Origin of the sequence: Amycolatopsis sp., assembly GCF_025464955.1 — a bacterium.
Classification (GTDB): Bacteria; Actinomycetota; Actinomycetes; order Mycobacteriales; family Pseudonocardiaceae; genus Amycolatopsis.
In genome coordinates this window covers 1-14,859 of sequence record NZ_JAODNM010000130.1, presented here as the reverse complement: position 1 = coordinate 14,859, position 14,859 = coordinate 1, and the positions used below count along the sequence as shown (strand labels likewise).

Below are 14,859 nucleotides of genomic sequence, written 5' to 3'. Positions count from 1 at the left end.
CAGGGCTGAAGAACCGAACCTCCGCAGGTCCGCGCTCTCCGCGGACACACTGGGGAGAAGGTGAAGGGGCGACCCGCTCAACCAGCCTGGGGGTCACTGGGAGCGGGCCGCCAGCTATAGCTTAGGTAATAACGCGAGAGTTCGCTGCGTCGGGTCCGTAGTTCTGTCGGAATACTTGTCCACCAAGAAGGCCCGCAGTCGGTGAACTCCTGGAGAAAAACGTTACAAACGGGCATCCGGCGACAAAAACGGGCCCCTTCTGTGACCTCGACGTGAAGAACACAGCGCCCACACCGTGACGAACGTCGCTTATCACCTTTCCGTGCCCAACGTCACGCGCGAGGGGTCCGCATAGGGCAGGATGGCGCGGATCCACAACGGGGGAAGGGGCGGTATGCACGACGGCAGTGGTCGCATCACGGTGCAGAACCTGAGTAAGCAGTTCGGCCCGGTCAACGCGGTCCAGAATCTGAGCTTCACGGTGGAACCTGGTTCGGTCACGGGTTTCCTCGGGCCGAACGGGGCCGGTAAGACGACCACGCTGCGGATGCTGCTGGGGCTGGTGACGCCGTCGGCGGGCACGGCGACCATCAACGGCCGCCCGCATTCGCAGCTGGGCAACCCGGCGCGGGTAGTCGGCTCGGTGCTGGAGAACGAGGGCTTCCACCCGAGCCGCACGGCCCGCAACCACCTGCGCGTCTACGCCGCGGCGATCGGGATGCCCGACCAGCGCGTCGAAGAGGTGCTCGGACTGGTGGGCCTGTCGCCCGCGGCCGACCGCAAGGCCGGCGGGTTCTCGCTCGGCATGCGGCAGCGGCTCGCGCTGGCGACGGCGTTGCTCGGCAACCCCCAGGTCCTCGTGCTCGACGAGCCGGCCAACGGCCTCGACCCGGAAGGAATCCTGTGGCTGCGGAACTTCCTGCGGGCGTACGCGCGTGAAGGCAGGTCCGTGCTGGTGTCGAGCCACCTGCTCAACGAGGTCGAGCAGACCATCGACCAGGTGGTCATCATCAGCCAGGGCATGACCCGCTACTACGGCTCGCTCGACCAGCTGAAAAAGAGCCGGCAATCCCGCGTACTCGTGCAACCCGCGGACGTGTCGGTCCTCGTCACCGCGTTGCAGGAGGCCGGGTTCACCCAGGTGTCCCCGACGCCGGACGGCCGGGTCGCCGTTGTCGGCGCGACCGTGCGGCAGATCGGCGACCTGGCCGCGAAGGCCGGTACGGCGTTGTACGGCATGCAAGAGGAACACGCGGACCTCGAGCACCTCTTCTTCCAGCTGACTTCGTCCCAGTTCAGCGGCTACCCGCAGCAGGGACCACCGCCCGGCTACCAGCAGCCTTACCAGCAGGGACCGCCGCCCGGTTACCAGCAACCCGGTTACCAGCAACCCGGGCAGCCGCCCTACCAACAGGGCCCGCCGCCGGGCCAGCAGAACGGCTGGGGAGGCCAAGGCTGATGATGGGCAACCTGATCAAGGCGGAGTTCCGCAAGACGCTTTCGCTCAAGACCTGGTGGGTGCTGCTGATCCCGCTGGTGCTCCTCGGGTTCGGCTTCTCGTACGTCTGGGGCCTGCTCACCAACAACTTCGTCAACTACATCGGCGGCAGCGACTCCGACCTGATCTTCCGGCGGGTGGGCATCGACGTCAGCAAGCTCCCGGTCGGCTTGCTGTCGATCGCGCACGGGGTCAACGTCGCCATGCTCATCCCGGCACTGTTCGGTGTCTTCGCCCTCGCCGGCGAGTACCGCAACAAGACGATCTCCACCACCTTCCTGACCGCGCCAAACCGGCTTTCCGCACTGAGCGCGAAAATGATCACCTACATCGTGTGGGGGGTCCTGTACGGCGTCGTCAGCTTCGCGGTGGCCGCGATCGCGACGGTCGTCAGCGTCGACGGCTCGCATCTGCCCGACGTCGCGCAGTGGCTGGCCGCGTTCGGCGGCACGATCCTCGCCTCGGTGCTGGTGACGCTGTTCGGGATCGGCTTCGGCGCGCTGCTGAACAACGTCACCCTGGCCGTGGTGCTGCTGCTGGTGTACTTCCTGATCATCGAGAACACGCTGACCCTGGTGCTGTGGAGCGACACCACCGTGCTCGGCGCGATCCTGCCCAACGGCACCTCGAACGGGATCGTCGGCGGGATCGCGGCCGGCGCGTTCGGCATCAACACCCTGAACCTGCCCCCGGAACTCAGCAACGGCGCGCAGTATCTCGTCCAGCAAGCGGCCGGTGCCCCCGGCGTCGTCTCCTGGTGGGCCTCGGCCCTGGTCTTCGCCGCCTGGACGGCAGCGCTCTTCGGCGGCGGCTGGGCCGCGAACCAACGCCGGGACATCACCTGATCGAGTCAAGTGAGTGCATTTCCCGTGCGCTCAAGCGCATTCCACGCGCGCTTGAGCGCACGGGGCGACCGTACGAGTGCGCATCTCGAACGGTCGTCGGACACAATCACGGCAGGTTGTCGGTACCCCCGCCTACTGTGACGGAGTGACCACTGCCCCACCCCTCATCCGTCAAGACCGTCCAGCACGCGAGACGGGCCGGCCGAAGAACACCGGTTGGATCCGCCGGCTCGCGGCCGCCTCCTGGCGGCACCGCTGGGTGGTCATGCTGTCGTTGGCCGCCGCGATCGTCGGGGTCGGCCTGCAGGCGACGTCCCCGTTGCTGGTCAAAGTCGCCGTGGACGACGCGGTCGGCGGCCGCACCGGCCAGCTCGGCGGGTTGGCCGTCGCGCTGATCGCGGTACAGGTGCTGTCGTTCGGCACCGCGTTCGTGCGCCGGTACGTCGGCGGCCGCCTGGCCCTCGACGTCCAGCACGACCTGCGGCAGACCGTGTTCGGCGCGGTGTCGCGGCTCGACGGCGGCAAGCAGGACTCGATGCGCACCGGGCAGATCGTCTCGCGCGCGATCACGGACCTGCAGCTGGTCACCGGGATCCTGATGCAGGTTCCGCTGTCCGCGGGTTCGGTGATCTTCGCCGTCCTCGCGCTGGGCGCGATGCTCTGGATGTCCCCGGCGCTGACGCTGATCGCGCTGGTGATCACACCGGCGGTGGCGATCATCATCGCCACAAGCCGCAAACGCCTGTTCCCCGCCACCTGGTCAGCGCAGCAACGCGCGGCCGACGTCGCCCAGCACGTCGAGGAGACGGTCACCGGCGTCCGCGTGGTCAAGGGGTTCGGCCAGGAAGTCCGGGAGGTCGCGCGCCTGGAGAAAACGGCGAAAACCCTGTTCGCCGAACGGCTTCGGGCGGCGCGGCTGTCCGCGCTGCCCACCGCGACGACGTCCGCGCTGCCCGCGGCAGGCCAGGTCGCGGTGCTCGCCGCCGGCGGAATTCTCGCGATGCGCGGGGAAATCAGCCTCGGCACGTTCCTCGCCTTCGCGACATACGTTTCGGCGCTGACCGGCCCGGCCCGCATGCTCGCCGGGCTGGTCGTGCAGGCACAGCTGACCAGGGCGGCCGCCGAGCGCGTGTACGAACTCGTCGACGCCCAGCCCGAGGTGGTCGACAGCCTGGACGCCCGCCCGATGCCCGAAGGGCCGCTGGACATCCGGCTCGACGACATCCACTTCGGCTACACCCGGTCCGAGCCCGTGCTCAACGGCTTGTCACTGCACGCCCGGGCCGGCGAGACCCTCGCGCTGGTCGGCACGGCAGGTTCAGGCAAGTCGACGATCTCGTTACTGCTGCCCAGGTTCTACGACGTGCACAGCGGGTCCGTCGAGATCGGCGGGGTCGACATCCGCGATCTGAAGATGCAGGAGCTGCGACGCTCGATCGGCGTGGTCTTCGAGGAAGCCTTCCTGTTCTCCACCTCGATCCGCGACAACATTGCGTACGGCCGGCCGGACGCCGCCGAAGACGAGATCATCGCCGCGGCGAGGGCGGCCGAGGCGGACGAGTTCATCCGGCTGCTGCCCGAGGGCTACGACACCCTCGTCGGCGAGCGCGGGCTGACGCTGTCCGGTGGTCAGCGCCAACGCCTCGGGCTCGCCCGGGCGCTGCTCACCGATCCTCGCGTGCTGATCCTCGACGACGCGACGTCCGCGGTCGACACCGTCACCGAAGCCGCCATCTACGACACCCTGCGCTCGGTCACCGCCTCGCGCACGACGCTGCTGATCGCGCATCGGCGTTCCACGCTGTCGCTCGCCGATCGGATCGCGGTGCTGGACGGCGGCCGCGTGATCGACATCGGCACCGAGCAAGAACTGCAGGGCCGCTGCGCCCTCTACCGCGAGCTGGTCGCCGGCCCCGGCGACGACGTCGAAGAGGTCCACCGGTGCGAAGGCCTCGACTGCGGCCCCGCCGGGATCACTCCGGCGCTGTGGCCGGACGACGGGAACCGTGACGAGGTCGACGAGCTGGCCGATTCGGCTCTGCAACGCACCGGCGGTGCCTCCGGGGACGGCGGCCGGGGATCGTCCGGGCTGGACCTGCCGCCGACCGAGGAACTTCTCGAGGGCGTCCGGAAACTGCCGCCTGCCTACGATTCTCCGAGGCTGGGCAAACTTGACGTGACAGCCCCGGATCCCACGTTCCGGCTCAGCGCGCTACTGCGGCCGGTGCGCTGGCCGCTCATCGTGGTCATCGCGCTCGTCGCCGCCGACGCGCTCGCCGCGATCGCGCTCCCCGCGCTGTACCAGCAGGGGGTCGATCACGGTGTCCGCGTCGGGGTCGAGTCGGCGATCTGGGTGGCGTCCGGGATCGGCGCGCTGGTCATCCTGGTGGACTGGCTGGCGATCTACGCGCAGACCAAGATGACGGCCCGAGTCGGTGAAACGGTGCTGTATGCCTTGCGGGTACGCAGTTACGCGCATTTGCAGCGACTCGGCCTGGACTACTTCGAGCGTGAACTGTCCGGCAAGATCATGACCCGGATGACCACCGACGTCGACGCGCTGTCCACTTTCCTGCAGACCGGGCTCGCCACCGCGGTGGTCAGCGTGCTCACCTTGGTCGGGATCTCCGGCGCATTGCTGCTCACCGACGGCGCGCTGGCGCTGTACGCGCTCGCGGTTCTGCCGATCCTCGCGGTCGCGACGTACTTCTTCCGGCGGCTCGCATCCCGGGCGTATACCGAAGCGCGGGAACGCGTCAGCGTGGTCAACGCCGACATGCAGGAGAACGTGACCGGCCTGCGGGTCGCGCAGGCATACACCCGCGAGGAGCGTTCGGCGGAAGCCTTCGCCGAACGCAGCGACGACTACCGCCGTTCGCGGCTCCGCGCCCAGGCGTACATCGCGACGTACTTCCCGCTGGTCACCATGCTCTCCGGCATCGCGGAGGCGGTCGTCCTGCTCGCGGGCGCGAACCGAGTCGCGGCCGGCACGCTGTCCGCCGGGATCCTGCTCGCGTTCCTGCTGTACCTGGACCAGTTCTTCTCCCCGATCCAGCAGCTCTCGTCCGTCTTCGACGGTTACCAGCAAGCCCGCGTCGGCCTCAGCCGCATCGGCGACCTGCTACGCACGCCGAGTTCGGTACCCGCCGCCGAGAACCCGGTCGAGGTGCCCGAAAAGCTGCGCGGCGAGGTGACCTTCGACAACGTCGACTTCGCCTACACCGGCACGGAAAAGCTCGCGCTGGGCAACATGTCGCTGGACGTCACGCCCGGGGAGACCGTCGCGCTCGTCGGCGCCACCGGAGCGGGAAAGTCGACGGCGGTCAAGCTGGTCGCGCGGTTCTACGACGCGACCGGCGGGGAAGTGCGCATCGACGGCATCGATATCCGGTCGTACGACCTCGCGGCACTTCGCGGCCGGATGGGCGTGGTGCCGCAGGAGGCGCACCTGTTCTCCGGCACGGTCGCGGACAACGTGCGTTATGGCAAGCCGTCGGCCAGCGATGCCGAGGTCGAGGCCGCGGTGCGGTCGGTCGGCGCGCTGGACGGCGTCGCCGCGCTACCCGCCGGCTTCCGGCAACCCGTCGGCGAGCGGGGCCGGTCGCTCTCGGCCGGGCAACGCCAGCTCGTCGCACTCGCGCGGGCCGAACTCGTCGACCCGGATATCCTGCTGCTCGACGAAGCGACAGCCGCGCTGGACCCGTCCACCGAGTCCGCCGTGCTCCGCGCGACCGAGCAGCTAGCGCGCAAGCGCACCACGTTCGTGGTCGCCCACCGCCTGGCCACAGCGGCCCGCGCCGACCGGATCATCGTCCTCGACCACGGCCGGGTCGTCGAGCAAGGCACCCACGCCGAACTCCTCGCCCACAACGGCTTCTACGCCCGGCTCTGGGCACTGGGCTCATGACCCGCGGGTCAGATCTGCGCCGTCCAGCACCCGACTGGGTGCTCGTCAGGCGTCAGCCACAAGCTCGGCTGCAGGGCGAGGTACCCCTCCGAACAGCCTGGAACCCCCGGAAGCTTGCCGTCCTGGTCAGGCCACAGCACCTGCAGGAACGGAACCTCCCGAGTCGACCGGTAGAACCCCATCGACGTACCGAAGAAGGCCTTGCGCCAGCCCTCGTCGACGTCCTTGAGCACCACCGGATACCGCTCGATCACCTCGGCGCGTCCTTCGTCCGAGACCAGCGCGCGACCGTCCCGGACCTGCGCGCCCAGGACGTTGAGGCAGTCGGTCATGTCGTAGATGTCCAGGCCGAACATCGCGATCTCGGCCGAGAAGTGGCTGTGCCAGAGTCCGACCGTGTACGCCCAGCCGGGTCCGGTGTCGTCCTCGGGGATCATCATCACGCCCCAGCCGCGCTCGTCGATGTTCGCGACAAGGTCGGTGTCGATCGCGTCGAGCCGGTCCCGATCGCCGTAGTCGGCGCAGATCAGGCACTGGCAGCGGCGTTCCCCAGCAGGCATGGAACAGAGTCTAAATCGGTGTCCCGACTTCGGCCGAGCTGAGACGATGACCCCCGTGAACCAGCCACCGCCCCAACGCCAGATCCGGGCGCGGCACACCGAGACGACCATCCGCGTCTACCAGGCCTACGCGCCCGAGATCGCCGACCCGGCGGTCGAAGCGGGCACCTTCGTGGCACCGTTCAAACGGGAACGGATGACGTGGATCAAGCCGTCCTTTCTCTGGATGGCGTACCGCTGTGGCTGGGGCCGAAAACCCGGCCAGGAGTGCGTCCTCGCGCTGGACATCACCCTCGAAGGCTTCGACTGGGCACTGCGGCACGCCTCACTCAGCCACTTCGAACGGTCGATGCACGCCGACCGGCAAGCCTGGGCCGACCAGCTCAAGACGTCACCCGTCCGCGTCCAGTGGGACCCGGAACGCGACCTCCACCACCGCCCGCTGCCGTACCGGTCGATCCAAATTGGTCTCAGCGGCGAGGGCGTCGAGCGCTACGTCGACGAGTGGATCACCGAGGTCACCGACGTGACGCCGCTGTTCCACACGGTCGGCACCCACGTCGCCAACGGCGACCTCGACAAAGCCCGCGCCGAACTCCCAGACGAACGCCCCTTCATCCTCGCCCCGGAGGTGTCCACTCTCATCGGCGCAACGCGCTGACCACAGGAACGTCGATGACCCAGTTCTCGGATGCCCCTTCTGCACGCTCGAGCGCGTCCGTTTCCGACGACTCCACCCGACCTACTTTCGGAGGTGTTTCACGCATCGAAGCAACGCGCTGAACAGCGGTGACCCACAGTGACAATGCCCTGGACGGGTAGGCGGTTTCACCCTCCCGACGACGGGTGACCTGCCTCATCTTGATCGAGGCAGTGATCGACGCCTTAGTGCGCCACGCCTCACACAGGCCAGTTCGATCACACGCCGGATCGAGAGGGGGTTAGCCTGGTAGGCGCATCAGTGAACATCAAGATCGAGACGGATAGAGGCGAGCCCAAGCCGTGTCCAGCAGCAGCCCTGCGTCACAGTTCGGCCCCAATGAGTGGCTGGTCGAGGAAATGTATGACCAATTCCTCGCCGACCCCTCTTCAGTAGATGCCGCATGGCATGACTTCTTTGCGGACTTCAAGCCGACGCAGGCCACGCCTACCCAGGCGACGACCACCCCGGAAAAGGCCTCTGACCAGGTCGCGAGTTCGAGCAACGGCAAGGCGCCGGTAGCGCCGGCCAGCCCACCACCAGCCGCGAAAGCAGCGCCCGCCACGCCCGCCGCGACGACGTCGGCCAACGGCTCGGCACCGGCCGCGAAGCCCGCGCCCGCCACGCCCGCCGCTGCCCCGGTGGCCGCCTCGGCCCCCGCCGCGAAGCCGGCCGCCGCCGAGCCCGAGCGCAAGCAGATGCGCGGCGCGGCCGCGGCGATCGCGAAGAACATGGACGCCTCGCTGTCCGTGCCCACCGCGACCAGCGTGCGTGCCGTGCCGGCCAAGCTGATGGCCGACAACCGCATCGTCATCAACAACCACCTCAAGCGCACCCGTGGCGGGAAGATCTCCTTCACCCACATCATCGGGTACGCGATGGTCCGGGCGCTCCAGCAGTTCCCGAACATGAACCGGCATTTCCAGTCGGTCGACGGCAAGCCGTTCGCGGTGACCCCGGAGCACGTCAACTTCGGTCTCGCCATCGACATGAAGGGCAAGGACAACACCCGCACGCTCGTTGTCGCGTCCATCAAGGCGACCGAGAACATGACGTTCCTGCAGTTCTGGCAGGCGTACGAGGACATCGTCCGGAAAGCCCGCAACAACAAGCTGACCGCCGACGACTTCGCCGGCACCACGATCTCGCTGACCAACCCCGGCGGCATCGGCACCAACCAGTCGGTCCCGCGCCTGCAGGTCGGCCAGGGCACGATCATCGGCGTCGGCGCCATGCAGTACCCGGCGGCGTTCGAGGGCACCAGTGAGAAGACGCTGGTCGACCTCGCCGTCAGCAAGATCGTCACGCTGACCTCGACGTATGACCACCGCGTCATCCAGGGCGCGGAGTCCGGCGAGTTCCTCAAGCTGATCCACCAGCTACTGCTCGGCGAAAACGGCTTCTACGACGACATCTTCACGTCACTGCGGCTGCCGTACGAGCCGATCCGCTGGGTCGCCGACATCCCCGAAGGCGCCGTCGACAAGACAGCTCGTGTGCTCGAGCTCATCGACGCGTACCGCATGCGCGGTCACCTGATGGCCGACACCGACCCGCTGAACTACCGCCAGCGCCGCCACGAGGACCTCGACGTCCTCTCCCACGGCCTGACGCTCTGGGACCTCGACCGCGAGTTCCCCGTCGGCGGCTTCGCCAGCCAGGAGCGCATGAAGCTGCGCGACATCCTGGGCGTGCTGCGCAACTCGTACTGCCGCACGGTCGGCATCGAGTACACGCACATTCTCGACCCGGACGAGCGCCGCTGGATCCAAAACCGCGTCGAGGTGCCACACGAGAAGCCCGACACCGCGGTCCAGAAGTACATCCTGTCGAAGCTGAACGCGGCCGAAGCGTTCGAGACGTTCCTTCAGACCAAGTACGTCGGTCAGAAGCGCTTCTCGCTCGAAGGCGGCGAGACGGCCATCGCGCTGCTCGACACCGTGCTCGACAAGGCCGCCGAGGCCGAGCTCGACGAGGTCGTCATCGGCATGCCGCACCGCGGCCGGCTGAACGTGCTCGCGAACATCGTCGGCAAGCCGATCTCGCAGATCTTCCGCGAGTTCGAGGGCAACCTCGACCCCGGCCAGGCGCACGGCTCCGGTGACGTGAAGTACCACCTGGGCGCCGAGGGCAAGTACTTCCGTATGTTCGGCGACGGCGAGACCAAGGTGTCGCTGGCGTCGAACCCGTCGCACCTCGAGACGGTCGACCCGGTTCTCGAAGGCATCGTCCGGGCGAAGCAGGACCTCCTCGACAAGGGCGGCTCCGGCTACACCGTGCTCCCGCTGCTCATGCACGGCGACGCGGCCTTCGCGGGCCAGGGCGTCGTGGCCGAGACGCTGAACCTCGCGCTGCTGCGCGGGTACCGCACCGGCGGCACGGTCCACCTGATCATCAACAACCAGGTCGGCTTCACCACCGCGCCCGAGCACTCGCGCTCGTCGCAGTACGCGACCGACGTCGGCAAGATGATCGCCGCGCCGGTGTTCCACGTGAACGGTGACGACCCGGAAGCCGCCCACTGGGTGGCGAAGCTGGCCGTCGACTACCGCCAGGAGTTCCACAAGGACGTCATCATCGACATGGTCTGCTACCGCCGCCGCGGCCACAACGAGGGTGACGATCCCTCGATGACGCAGCCGGCGATGTACGACATCATCGACACCAAGCGGTCGGTGCGTAAGACGTACACCGAATCGCTGATCGGCCGCGGGGACATCTCCGTGGACGAGGCCGAGGCCGCGCTGCGTGACTTCTCCAGCCAGCTCGAGCACGTGTTCAACGAGGTCCGGGAGCTCGAGAAGCACCCCGCCACGGTGAGCCCGTCGGTCGAGGAGGAGCAGCAGGTCCCGTCGAAGGTGCCGACGGCTGTCACGCGCGAGGTCGTCGAGCGCATCGGCGACGCGTTCCTCAACACGCCGGAGGGCTTCACCGCGCACCCGCGAGTCAAGCCGGTCCTGGAGCGGAGACACAAGATGTCCCGCGAAGGCGGCGCGGACTGGGCGTTCGGCGAGCTGCTCGCGTTCGGGTCGCTGGCGATCGAAGGCCGTCTCGTGCGGCTGTCCGGCCAGGACTCGCGACGCGGCACGTTCACCCAGCGGCACTCGGTGCTCATCGACCGGAAGACCGGCCAGGAGTACAGCCCGCTGCAGAACCTCGCCGAGGACCAGGGCCGCGTGATGATCTACGACTCGGCGCTGTCCGAGTACGCGGCGGTCGGCTTCGAGTACGGCTACTCGGTGGCCAACTCCGACGCGCTGGTCATGTGGGAAGCGCAGTTCGGCGACTTCGTCAACGGCGCGCAGACCGTCATCGACGAGTACATCTCGTCCGGTGAAGCCAAGTGGGGCCAGGTTTCCGACGTCGTGCTGCTCCTGCCGCACGGCCACGAAGGCCAGGGCCCGGACCACACGTCCGGTCGCATCGAGCGCTTCCTGGCACTGTGCGCCGAGGGCTCGATGACGGTCGCCGTGCCGTCGACGCCCGCGAACTACTTCCACCTGCTGCGCCGTCACGCGATGGACGGCGTGAACCGACCCCTGGTGGTCTTCACCCCCAAGTCGATGCTGCGCAACAAGGCCGCCACCTCGGCGGTCGAGGACTTCATCGACCAGACGAAGTTCATGTCGGTCATCGACGACTCGACCGTTGACCCGGCCAAGGTGCGCAAGGTCCTGCTGACGTCGGGCAAGCTCTACTGGGAGCTGGCTGCCGAGCGCGCGAAGCAGGAAGCGAACGACGTCGCGATCGTGCGGATCGAGCAGTACTACCCGCTGCCGAAGAAGAAGCTCCTCGCGGCGATCGAGCGCTTCACCAACGCGACCGAGATCGTGTGGGTCCAGGAAGAGCCGGAGAACCAGGGTGCCTGGCCGTTCTTCGGGCTGAACCTGCCCCGCAAGTTCCCAGAGGTCCTCGGCAAGCTGCAGGTGGCCGCGCGCCGCCCGATGGCCGCGCCGTCGGCGGGTTCGTCGAAGGTGCACGAGGTCGAGCAGAAGGCCCTGATCGCCAAGGCCTTCGAGTAGGTCTCCAGAACGGCAAAGGCCGCCTTCACAGCAGTGGTGAAGGCGGCCTTTCTGTTGCTGCTCAGTGGTACTCGACGTCCCAGTGGTTGCCCTCGTAGGTGTAGATGTTGCTGCCGTCGCGGTACTGCTCGGTGCCGAACGTCGGCGGCACGATCGGCACGTAGTTGGCGCGGATGTAGCTGTTGATGCAGGTGTTCAGCCTCAGGTCGACCTTGTAGCCGTTGTAGTGGCTGTAGGTGCTCGTCTCGTGCCCGACTTCGGTGCCGCCGGTGATCAGCACCGCGCAGCCGCTGGTCCGGTGGAACGCGATGAGGTCGTTGACCGTCGTGGCGTTGATCTGGTCCAGGGACGTGCAGTTCACGTCGCTTCTCGTCGTGCAACCGCCCGATGACGTGTACCCGATCCCGGCCGCGGCGAGCTGCGACACGGCCGCCGACTGTGTCAACTTGCCGGACTCGGCGAAGGCCGCCGGTGCGAACATCGACGTCCCGATCCCCGCCACCGCACACACGGCGACACCGATCCCCAGCTTGGCACGAAAATCCATGGTGCTCCTCGATCGAGTGAACCTCTGACATCGAGTAGTACGGTCTGACGTACCGAAAGGTTGAGCCGGGAAGGCTAGCTCTCGACCAGTTTCACGAACTCGCTCTCCGGGTCGCGCATGGCGTCGTGGATCGAGCCGACGCTGGGACACGGCCACGAGGAGTTGCAGAACCCGCAACGGCCTTCGGCGTCTTCGCTGTGCTTACCGACGACGATGCGGATCACGGTCACCAGATCGCAGATCAGCTTGCCGATGGCTTCCGGATCGCTGATTCCCCATTCGCCGAAACCCATGGCAAGGAACTCGGCCTCGTCGAGTTGGGCGTAGATCTCATTGCGCAGCAACCAGAATGCGCGTGCATGTGCGGGTGAAATAGTGGGCATAGTCGAACCTCCTGACCATAGGAAACCGATTTCACTGAACGCACTCAATGCTCCTTTCCGGTGGCGCCACAGTGTCCCTGGCCGAAATTGTCGGCGAGTTCGTATTGAGGCTCCCCGTCGGCGACGGCTCGGTGATGTCAGAACAGCTCCATCACCTACTACGCATGTCAGTACGCCCCTACATCTCGTTGCGTGTTGTGCCGACCAGCATGGGTGCGCACGCAGGCGTCGAGGGGTCGTTCACGCTCATGGACTTCGCAACGATCAAGCCAGTGATCTACTTGGAGAGCGCGACCTCCACCTTGTTCTTGGAGGAGCCGGAGGAAATCATCGCCTACCAGCGAATAGTTGCGGCGCTGGCGGAAACCTCGCTCGATGAGCAACAATCGAGAGGCTTGATCCGCAAGATTGCAGTGGAGCTATACGGCGATAGAGAGGACCCCGATGAACATGCCTGAGCCGACCGACGTCACGTGGCGGACAAGCAGCTACAGCGGCGGCCAGGGCAACTGCATCGAGGTCGGCTGGCGCACCAGCAGCCACTCGGCTGGTGAAGGCAACTGCGTCGAGATCGCCAATGCCCCAGAAAACATCCAGGTCAGAGACACAAAAGACCGCCCAGGCGGCACCCTGACCGTCTCACTTACTCAGTGGAACGCCTTCATCACCAAAGTTCGTCGCTGAGAGACTCACTGGGCAGCAATTCCGTATTCCGCCGAGTCGTGGCCTCGTACTCCACATAAGCGCGAGAGTTCTCCGGCCCGCCGGCCGCCATCATGTCCTCATACGCAAGCGCTTGCGCCGCGTTCACCGCACCGATCTGCTTGAGGAATTCAGCCCCGCGGGTACTAATCTGGACCATCTGGTCAATATCAACCCCCAGGTCGTCAATCCCGCGAAGAGCCTCCGCCAACTGACTCTGCGTCTCCGCCAAACTCGCCGCCGCCGCCGCAGTTCTCCGGAGCCCCTCCACGTACCCGTCGCCGTCCATTCGGCCACCCTGCCAGACAATCCTGTAACGAACCTGTGTATTTCGACCTTTCCTATTCCGCCCCACGCTGCGTAACCACCCGGCTATCCTCAGTGCGCCCCAGCCCGCCCCCGGAAGGATCCCACTCGCGTGCCGCGCCCCCACCCACCAATCGCCGCTCTCCTAACCCTCACTGCCCTCGCCCTAACCGCCTGCTCCCCCGCCCACGTCGCCGACACCCCAACCCCCAGCTCCGAAACCCCCTCCACCAGCACCGTCGCCACCTCCAGCGGCGCCCCCACCGTGCAAAACCCCGTCCCCGCCAAGGCCCTCGCTGGCAACCCCTGCGACACAGCCCTAACCACCGCCGATCTGACGAAGTTCATCGGCCCGCCCGACCCAGGCAAACCTGGAGACACTCCGCTCGGACCACGATGCTTTTGGGCGAACGCATCAGGCAACGGCGCAACCACCACCGTCTTCTACCAAACGAATTCCCATGGCCTGAGCGACGCCTACCAAAACGTGAAGTCAACCGCCGTTCATTGGGAAGAACTCGAAGCCGTCCAGAGCTACCCGGCAGTCGCCTACCGTGCAACAGGAGACGTCGACACCGCTGGCGTAGACCATTGCCAGGTCGTCGTGCGTATCTCGAATTCCTTGGCCCACTCCGCCGGAATCACGCTCAGCGAGCTTGCGAAGGGCAAGCACGTCAACCCGTGCACGGCCGCCAGATCCATCGCCGACCAGGTGCTGACCAACATCAAGGCAAGGTCCTAGCCGTGCCATCCAGCAGCCGGACATTCAAGGAGAATTCTCAGTGACTCGCCACCATTCGTCGACCATCATCGGCCTCGCCTTCAGCGGGCTCATGCTCGCAGGGTGCTCCGTAGCTGGCGTTCCGTCAGCAGTACCTGGCTCTGTGTCGACGACCAGAGCGTCGACCTCCAACGTCCCATCTGTGGAAAACCCCCTTCCCGCGAAAGTCCTCGCCGGCAGCCCCTGCGACACCGCACTAACCACCGCCGACCTCACGACGTTGATCGGAACCCCTAATCCACCCACACCTAGCGACAACGCGGCCGGCCCCAAATGCGACTGGAATAATGCCTCAGGCAGCGGGGCTCACATTGGTGTGACCTACCAAACCAAGGCAGGCGGGGGTCTCAGCCTCGACTGCCGGGTGTTTGTTGGAATTCGCGACGACCTTGTTTTCACGGTCGGCATGTTTATCAGCCAAGGCGCAGCGTCGAAAGGTATCGATGCCTGCACCGCCGGCCGCGATGTGGCCGACCGGGTACTGACCAACATCAAGGCGAGGACGTAGACGAGCGACGACCGAAGACGCCTACGGCATCCCCGAAGCGTTGACGACACCACACCGGTCGGACCCGCCGTCGAACTCACACAGCCAGTCCAGCCAAGCG

The 14,859-nt window shown here is 66.7% G+C and carries 13 protein-coding genes; 9 read left to right on the top strand and 4 right to left on the bottom strand.

From position 1 onward, the window contains the following. Positions 1 to 394: 394 nt before the first annotated feature. The 3 genes from JWQ81_RS33990 to JWQ81_RS33980 all read left to right on the top strand — a co-directional run bounded on the left by JWQ81_RS33990 (position 395) and on the right by JWQ81_RS33980 (position 6,250). Complete coding sequence (locus JWQ81_RS33990) at positions 395 to 1,459, top strand: ABC transporter ATP-binding protein (protein WP_297547895.1); 1,065 nt, start codon at positions 395 to 397, stop codon at positions 1,457 to 1,459. Between the two features lie 2 nt (positions 1,460 to 1,461). Next, positions 1,462 to 2,343, top strand: coding sequence for an ABC transporter permease (locus tag JWQ81_RS33985; protein ID WP_297548009.1), 882 nt, complete (start codon positions 1,462 to 1,464; stop codon positions 2,341 to 2,343). A 145-nt stretch (positions 2,344 to 2,488) separates the two neighbouring features. Next, positions 2,489 to 6,250 carry an ABC transporter ATP-binding protein gene (locus tag JWQ81_RS33980; RefSeq protein WP_297547894.1) on the top strand — a complete coding sequence of 1,254 codons (3,762 nt, stop codon included), beginning with the start codon at positions 2,489 to 2,491 and terminating at the stop codon, positions 6,248 to 6,250. Between the two features lie 8 nt (positions 6,251 to 6,258). On the opposite strand, the gene JWQ81_RS33975 is transcribed toward JWQ81_RS33980, so the two are convergent. Then, positions 6,259 to 6,810 (bottom strand): DUF4262 domain-containing protein, encoded by a 552-nt coding sequence (locus JWQ81_RS33975; RefSeq protein ID WP_297547893.1) that lies wholly within the window; start codon positions 6,808 to 6,810, stop codon positions 6,259 to 6,261. Positions 6,811 to 6,856: 46 nt separating this feature from the next. Between JWQ81_RS33975 and JWQ81_RS33970 the strand changes: the two genes are divergently transcribed. Both JWQ81_RS33970 and JWQ81_RS33965 read left to right on the top strand, forming a co-directional pair. After that, complete coding sequence (locus JWQ81_RS33970) at positions 6,857 to 7,471, top strand: DUF4291 domain-containing protein (protein WP_297547892.1); 615 nt, start codon at positions 6,857 to 6,859, stop codon at positions 7,469 to 7,471. 341 nt (positions 7,472 to 7,812) lie between these two features. Continuing rightward, the gene (locus JWQ81_RS33965) at positions 7,813 to 11,532 is read left to right on the top strand and encodes a multifunctional oxoglutarate decarboxylase/oxoglutarate dehydrogenase thiamine pyrophosphate-binding subunit/dihydrolipoyllysine-residue succinyltransferase subunit (protein ID WP_297547891.1); all 3,720 of its coding nucleotides are present in this window, start codon (positions 7,813 to 7,815) and stop codon (positions 11,530 to 11,532) included. Between the two features lie 61 nt (positions 11,533 to 11,593). On the opposite strand, the gene JWQ81_RS33960 is transcribed toward JWQ81_RS33965, so the two are convergent. Both JWQ81_RS33960 and JWQ81_RS33955 read right to left on the bottom strand, forming a co-directional pair. Continuing rightward, on the bottom strand, positions 11,594 to 12,079 hold the full coding sequence (locus tag JWQ81_RS33960; RefSeq protein WP_297547890.1) for a hypothetical protein: 486 nt from the start codon (positions 12,077 to 12,079) through the stop codon (positions 11,594 to 11,596). Between the two features lie 74 nt (positions 12,080 to 12,153). Beyond that, positions 12,154 to 12,462 (bottom strand): hypothetical protein, encoded by a 309-nt coding sequence (locus JWQ81_RS33955; RefSeq protein WP_297547889.1) that lies wholly within the window; start codon positions 12,460 to 12,462, stop codon positions 12,154 to 12,156. 47 nt (positions 12,463 to 12,509) lie between these two features. On the opposite strand from JWQ81_RS33955, the gene JWQ81_RS33950 reads away from it, so the two are divergent. Together JWQ81_RS33950 and JWQ81_RS33945 are read left to right on the top strand one after the other, a co-directional pair. Next, positions 12,510 to 12,920, top strand: a complete 411-nt coding sequence (locus JWQ81_RS33950) for a DUF5753 domain-containing protein (protein ID WP_297547888.1) — start codon at positions 12,510 to 12,512, stop codon at positions 12,918 to 12,920. Beyond that, on the top strand, positions 12,913 to 13,146 hold the full coding sequence (locus JWQ81_RS33945; RefSeq protein WP_297547887.1) for a DUF397 domain-containing protein: 234 nt from the start codon (positions 12,913 to 12,915) through the stop codon (positions 13,144 to 13,146). Before JWQ81_RS33950 ends, JWQ81_RS33945 begins: the two co-directional genes overlap by 8 nt. On the opposite strand, the gene JWQ81_RS33940 is transcribed toward JWQ81_RS33945, so the two are convergent. Beyond that, positions 13,127 to 13,453, bottom strand: a complete 327-nt coding sequence (locus tag JWQ81_RS33940; protein WP_297547886.1) for a hypothetical protein — start codon at positions 13,451 to 13,453, stop codon at positions 13,127 to 13,129. The two genes, JWQ81_RS33945 and JWQ81_RS33940, sit on opposite strands and share 20 nt — an antisense overlap. A gap of 129 nt (positions 13,454 to 13,582) precedes the next feature. Between JWQ81_RS33940 and JWQ81_RS33935 the strand changes: the two genes are divergently transcribed. Together JWQ81_RS33935 and JWQ81_RS33930 are read left to right on the top strand one after the other, a co-directional pair. Next, the gene (locus JWQ81_RS33935) at positions 13,583 to 14,212 is read left to right on the top strand and encodes a DUF3558 family protein (RefSeq protein ID WP_297547885.1); all 630 of its coding nucleotides are present in this window, start codon (positions 13,583 to 13,585) and stop codon (positions 14,210 to 14,212) included. A gap of 91 nt (positions 14,213 to 14,303) precedes the next feature. After that, positions 14,304 to 14,759: a DUF3558 family protein gene (locus JWQ81_RS33930; RefSeq protein WP_297548007.1), complete on the top strand. Its 456-nt coding sequence runs from the start codon at positions 14,304 to 14,306 to the stop codon at positions 14,757 to 14,759. The last annotated feature ends 100 nt before the right edge of the window (positions 14,760 to 14,859 follow it).

Coding starts and splice junctions, on each gene's coding strand:
- JWQ81_RS33990 (WP_297547895.1), top strand. CDS start 395: ATGCACGACGGCAGTGGTCGCATCACGGTGCAGAACCTGAGTAAGCAG.
- JWQ81_RS33985 (WP_297548009.1), top strand. CDS start 1,462: ATGGGCAACCTGATCAAGGCGGAGTTCCGCAAGACGCTTTCGCTCAAG.
- JWQ81_RS33975 (WP_297547893.1), bottom strand. CDS start 6,810: ATGCCTGCTGGGGAACGCCGCTGCCAGTGCCTGATCTGCGCCGACTAC.
- JWQ81_RS33970 (WP_297547892.1), top strand. CDS start 6,857: ATGACCCCCGTGAACCAGCCACCGCCCCAACGCCAGATCCGGGCGCGG.
- JWQ81_RS33960 (WP_297547890.1), bottom strand. CDS start 12,079: ATGGATTTTCGTGCCAAGCTGGGGATCGGTGTCGCCGTGTGTGCGGTG.
- JWQ81_RS33955 (WP_297547889.1), bottom strand. CDS start 12,462: ATGCCCACTATTTCACCCGCACATGCACGCGCATTCTGGTTGCTGCGC.
- JWQ81_RS33950 (WP_297547888.1), top strand. CDS start 12,510: ATGCTCCTTTCCGGTGGCGCCACAGTGTCCCTGGCCGAAATTGTCGGC.
- JWQ81_RS33945 (WP_297547887.1), top strand. CDS start 12,913: ATGCCTGAGCCGACCGACGTCACGTGGCGGACAAGCAGCTACAGCGGC.
- JWQ81_RS33940 (WP_297547886.1), bottom strand. CDS start 13,453: ATGGACGGCGACGGGTACGTGGAGGGGCTCCGGAGAACTGCGGCGGCG.
- JWQ81_RS33930 (WP_297548007.1), top strand. CDS start 14,304: ATGCTCGCAGGGTGCTCCGTAGCTGGCGTTCCGTCAGCAGTACCTGGC.